This is a genomic window from Pedobacter agri PB92 (assembly GCF_000258495.1).
Taxonomy (GTDB): Bacteria; Bacteroidota; Bacteroidia; order Sphingobacteriales; family Sphingobacteriaceae; genus Pedobacter; species Pedobacter agri.
The window spans coordinates 1-4697 of sequence record NZ_AJLG01000267.1; the positions used below are offsets into that span (position 1 = coordinate 1).

At 38.5% G+C, this 4697-nt stretch carries 2 protein-coding genes; both read left to right on the forward strand.

The annotated features are described in order from the left end of the window. Window positions 1-1040: 1040 nt before the first annotated feature. Window positions 1041-1736: a PAS domain-containing protein gene (locus tag ON09_RS22670; protein ID WP_010603357.1), complete on the forward strand. Its 696-nt coding sequence runs from the start codon at window positions 1041-1043 to the stop codon at window positions 1734-1736. After that, window positions 1687-3732 carry an ATP-binding protein gene (locus ON09_RS22675; RefSeq protein ID WP_010603358.1) on the forward strand — a complete coding sequence of 682 codons (2046 nt, stop codon included), beginning with the start codon at window positions 1687-1689 and terminating at the stop codon, window positions 3730-3732. The genes ON09_RS22670 and ON09_RS22675 overlap by 50 nt, the downstream gene beginning before the upstream one ends. Window positions 3733-4697: the final 965 nt, after the last annotated feature.

Consider the following 4697-nt stretch of genomic DNA (forward strand, 5'->3'; position numbering starts at 1 on the left):
ACGTACACACTAATTTGTTTCATATTGAAAGGCTTTATTTAGTATGCCATCCACACAACCTGACTCTGCGGCATTTGGCTGTCATATAGGGATGGTTTACCTGCTTTGTTACGTATAAATGTAATTTCTTACCATATGGTAAGATAAAGTAGTAGAAAATTATATTGATTTATAGCCGCTAATTAGCTTTACATTTAATGAGAACCGGAATAATTGAATCCATTGATATTTTTCACTTAGAAGGAGTGATTCTCGATGAGAATGACCAGGAAATACCTTTTTATCTTGATAGTGATCATCCTACTTTTAAGATATCTACAAAGGTTTACTTTGAAATTCATCTCACTCATCGAGGTCTAGCTGCAGTACATTTGAAATCCTATGATTAGTCTCTGATATTAATATCGCCAATATGTTGACAATAAATACTTTACCAATTACTTGTTGAAGTCCATATCTGACTTCATATTGGCATAATTACAAAGAAAAACAATAATATTTGGGTGATTTTGCTTACCATCGTCTATGCAACCAAATAATCGCATAATACTTTCCTTGCTAACGTAGCAATTAGTTTTAAGAAAGATGTCGATGGATAGCTCTTCACAATTCGCCCTGTTATTGATTTGTTTTCCTAGTTTTTCGATCAATGCACTTTTTAAGGTTTGGAGATCTGTTTTGGTCAGCATTTGGTTAGATTTCTGGACATTTACAATATATTTTATATTTTAAATAAAAATAAAATGTAAAGACTTTTTTACGTTTAAGTCTCTCTGGCTGTCATACCCGGATATATCTCAATTTAATTGAGTAGTTTTCATATTAATTAGCAATTTGACTATCTTGATTCTGTATCTGATCTTGCCTTTAGAATTGTTAACCGGGCAGTTAAATCTAATGCATCGTGAAAAAACCACCAGAAGAAATACTTTGCGTATATTCCTTTAAGTTGTAAGCAATTAAAAAAAAGTGGTGATACGGTTGTCCGAAAGCAGTCGGGCTTTAATTACATTTGACCTTACTTTGTTTATTTCTTCTCAATGGATTATCATCATTCTGCTTTATCTCATAAAGCTCTTATTGAAATATTTTATCAATCCAGTGAACCGGTAGCTATTTATATTAGTTCAGAGTTAGAAATCGGAATGATCAATAAACCTATGCTTCTTTTATGGGGTGAAGAAGAAACAGTCATTGGAAAAACGCTTGACCAAGCAATTCCACAAATGAAAGGTCAATCTTTTGCTTCCCTTTTAAATCAGGCCTGGCAATCTGGTGAATCTTACAGGTCTCCCGGCTTACAATTCACTATGGAACTTGGTGGAAAGCTCAGGACCTCTTATTTTGATTTTATCTATCAGCCTATAAAGGATGAAAATGGTATGGTCTATTGCATCTTGCATACAGCATTGGACGTAACCAGGCGGGTGGCGGCAGAGCGATTGCTAAAGGAAAAAGAAGAGAAAGCGCAGCTAATCAATAGAGCATTATTGTCAACCAATAGTGCAATGCAACAGACGCATAACCGCCTGATCTATTATCAGCACAGCATGCAGGAGCTGACTCGGACCGCACCGATCGGACTGACCATTCTTCAGGGAAGAGACTTGATTATAGAGACTGCGAACCCCTTTATGCTGGACATTTGGGGAGTGGCCAAAAAAAAATATAATTGGCGCGCCATTAATGGAGGTTTTTCCAGTTTTAAAAAGCCAGGATTTTTCACGTCAGCTTGACCGGGTTTTTACCTTAGCAAAGATAATGTCCCTCAAAGAAGTAAGTGATAGCTCCAGCAATTGGACTGGGTCAGAGATACGTTATTTCGACATTGATTTCCATCCGCTTTTAGACCTTAATGGTAAAGTATCTTCTATAATGACTACCTTTTTGGACGTTACACGGCACATCAAAAGCAGATTGAAACCAGAAGAAAGCGAGCTGGATTTACAGGAATACACTAAGAATTTAGGCGTATTGAACCAGGAACCGGATACCGACAATAAACAGCTTAAAGTAGTAAACGAAGAATATACCTCTGTAAATGAGCAGCTTGAGCAATTAAATAAGATGATCAGGAATTTAAATAACCAACTGGCTACACCAAATTCCGACCTTGAAATATCAAATAACGATTACAGGAGTTTAAACCTGGAACTAAATAGGTCCTACGGTAGATTGGAACGAAGCAATAAGGAACTTTTGATCTTTAATAAACAAATCAATACTCAAAATATCAGATCGATGGATGGTGAGGACGGCCTCCGCACGCTTATCGCCCAGGCACCAATCGCCATGATGCTGGTTAAAGGAGAAGATTTTATAGTTACTATGGCCAATGCCCCTATGCTGGAGCTACTTGGCAGGGATGAAGCCATTATTGGAAAGCCTTTATTTGATGAGCTTCCGGAATTGATTGGCCAACCGGCAGCAAATAAACTCATAGCAACCTATAAGGACGGCAGGGAACGGGCACAGTCTTCAGCGCCAGTGACTTTGCAAAGAAAAGGAAAACTGGAGGAAGGTTATTTTAATTTCAACTATGCTCCATATATTGAAGGCGGAAGAGTAACAGGAGTAATAGATATGGCTCTTGAAGTTACTGCGCAGGTACTTACCATCCGGGAACGCGAAAAAAGGTTAGCTGAAAAAATGATACTTGAGGAAACCCTTCGCAGCAGTGAACAGCGACTTCAGGGAATTCTAGAAACCATGGCAGAAGGTGTCGGCATAATTGATCTCACCGGACAACTGGTTTATGCAAACCCTACGGCTCAGCAAATCCTTGGTCTGAGCCAGAGCGAGATCAAGGACCGCACCTATGACGACCCGAAATGGCAAAATCTCCGGCTGGACGGTAGTCCCCTTCCACAGGAAGAGCACCCGATGTCGATCATGATGCGAACCAAAAAGCCAGTCTTTGATTATGAGATTGGTGTACAGCCTCCGGACCGGGATCGCTTATATATTTCTATCAACGCTGCACCCATACTTAGTCAGGACGGTCAGCTAACCGGTGGGATAGGCACCTTTATGGATGTTACTACAAGAAGGATGATGAGCCAGGACAAAGATGATTTCATCAGTATAGCGAGCCATGAGCTTAAAACACCGGTAACTTCATTGAAAGCATCTTTGCAATTATTGGAACGATCACATGGACGTTTGTCTGAAGAACGCCGTGTGAAACTGGTCAGCCAATCTATACGAAGTGTGGAGACCCTTTCGAAATTAATCAACGATTTATTAGATACCAGCAGAATGGAAAAAGGACAGGTAAAATTGGACAAAAAAGTGTTTCCCCTGACTGATCTTTTTAAATATTGCAAGGCAAGTCTGGAAGCGGCCATTAGTAAGAAAATTGTTATTAATTGTGAACATGCCATCAGAATAAATGCCGATAAACAACAGATTGGACAGGTGCTAATCAATTTTATTACCAATGCAGTCAAATACGCTCCTCAATCACCTCAGATCATTATACAGGTTACAAAGGTTGGTGATCAGGAAATAAAGGTAAGTGTTAAAGACTTCGGACCAGGAATTGCACAGGAAAAGCTCACCCATTTATTTGAACGCTACTACAGAACAGAGTATAGTGGGCAAAAATTCTCAGGACTTGGACTTGGCCTGTACATTAGTTCGGAAATTATCAAAAGCCATGGTGGTCAGATTGGGGCAATTAGTGAGATAGGGAAAGGTAGCGAGTTCTGGTTTACGCTGCCAGTCAAATAAGGGATATTTATTACTGACTGACTAGAACGATGGTACCCCGGTTTGGATTTCAAAGAACTGAAGATATGATGGGTGTTAAATAGAACAATATGAGAAGGTTTTTTTTGTTGGAGGATTGGAGGTATACGTAAAGTGTTGAAAATACTTTCCACCCCAGAGATTACGACTTGACGATAGTGGAACCGATATAAAATGTCTCATTACCATTTCTTAGTACGGTAGGTTTGTTCTTAAATTAATTAACCTATCTGACCAAATGACTTGATCAATTCCATCAAAAAAATCAATTCGGCTGTTTCATTAACATCAAGTTAGCAATTTCCAACGGAACCAGATGCCTGCCACTTCATCTTGTCCGCAAGTATTTACAATAATCGCAGCTGCAGCTGATGGCTCTTACATCCCTAGCAGCGTTCCTCAACTAAGTATATATTGGCACCTGGAAAGTTGGTACTAACAAAAGTCCACTAAAGTATTTTTAATGGAAGCAGTTACTTGTCCACCGATTTTAGGTGGCGCATCTACATCGGCAACATTTGTGGTAGTTTTAAATGTTGCTTCAATTCTATAAACATATTGCTTGCCCGGGATAAAAGCCTGAAGGAGATCGTGCTAAAAAAACCGAATGATTATTGGGTTAGTGGATATCTTGTGACTGATGGGATTTATCAATGTACGATAAATGATAATGTTCCATTATTATCGATGATTATTTTCTTTGTCTGGTGTCTTTAGTCTAGGAATTAAGTTGGTAAAAGTTTAGTTGGTTTTTTTTTGATCCCCCAACTAGTGACGTAAGTGCAGTTTAACTGAGGCGTTTATTTTAGTTTACAAAAAACCCAAATTGATAAGCTTACGTAAATTTATCTAAGTCCCGGTCTTTAATTTCATGAAAACTAAGTTGAGATATATGAGAAAGGGAATAGTTTTGTCTTATAATCACGTTGTTAAATACGGTTTTATCA

Excerpts from the sequence above, each read along its gene's own strand:
- ON09_RS22670 (WP_010603357.1), top strand. The coding sequence starts at position 1,041 with ATGGATTATCATCATTCTGCTTTATCTCATAAAGCTCTTATTGAAATA.
- ON09_RS22675 (WP_010603358.1), top strand. The coding sequence starts at position 1,687 with ATGGAGGTTTTTCCAGTTTTAAAAAGCCAGGATTTTTCACGTCAGCTT.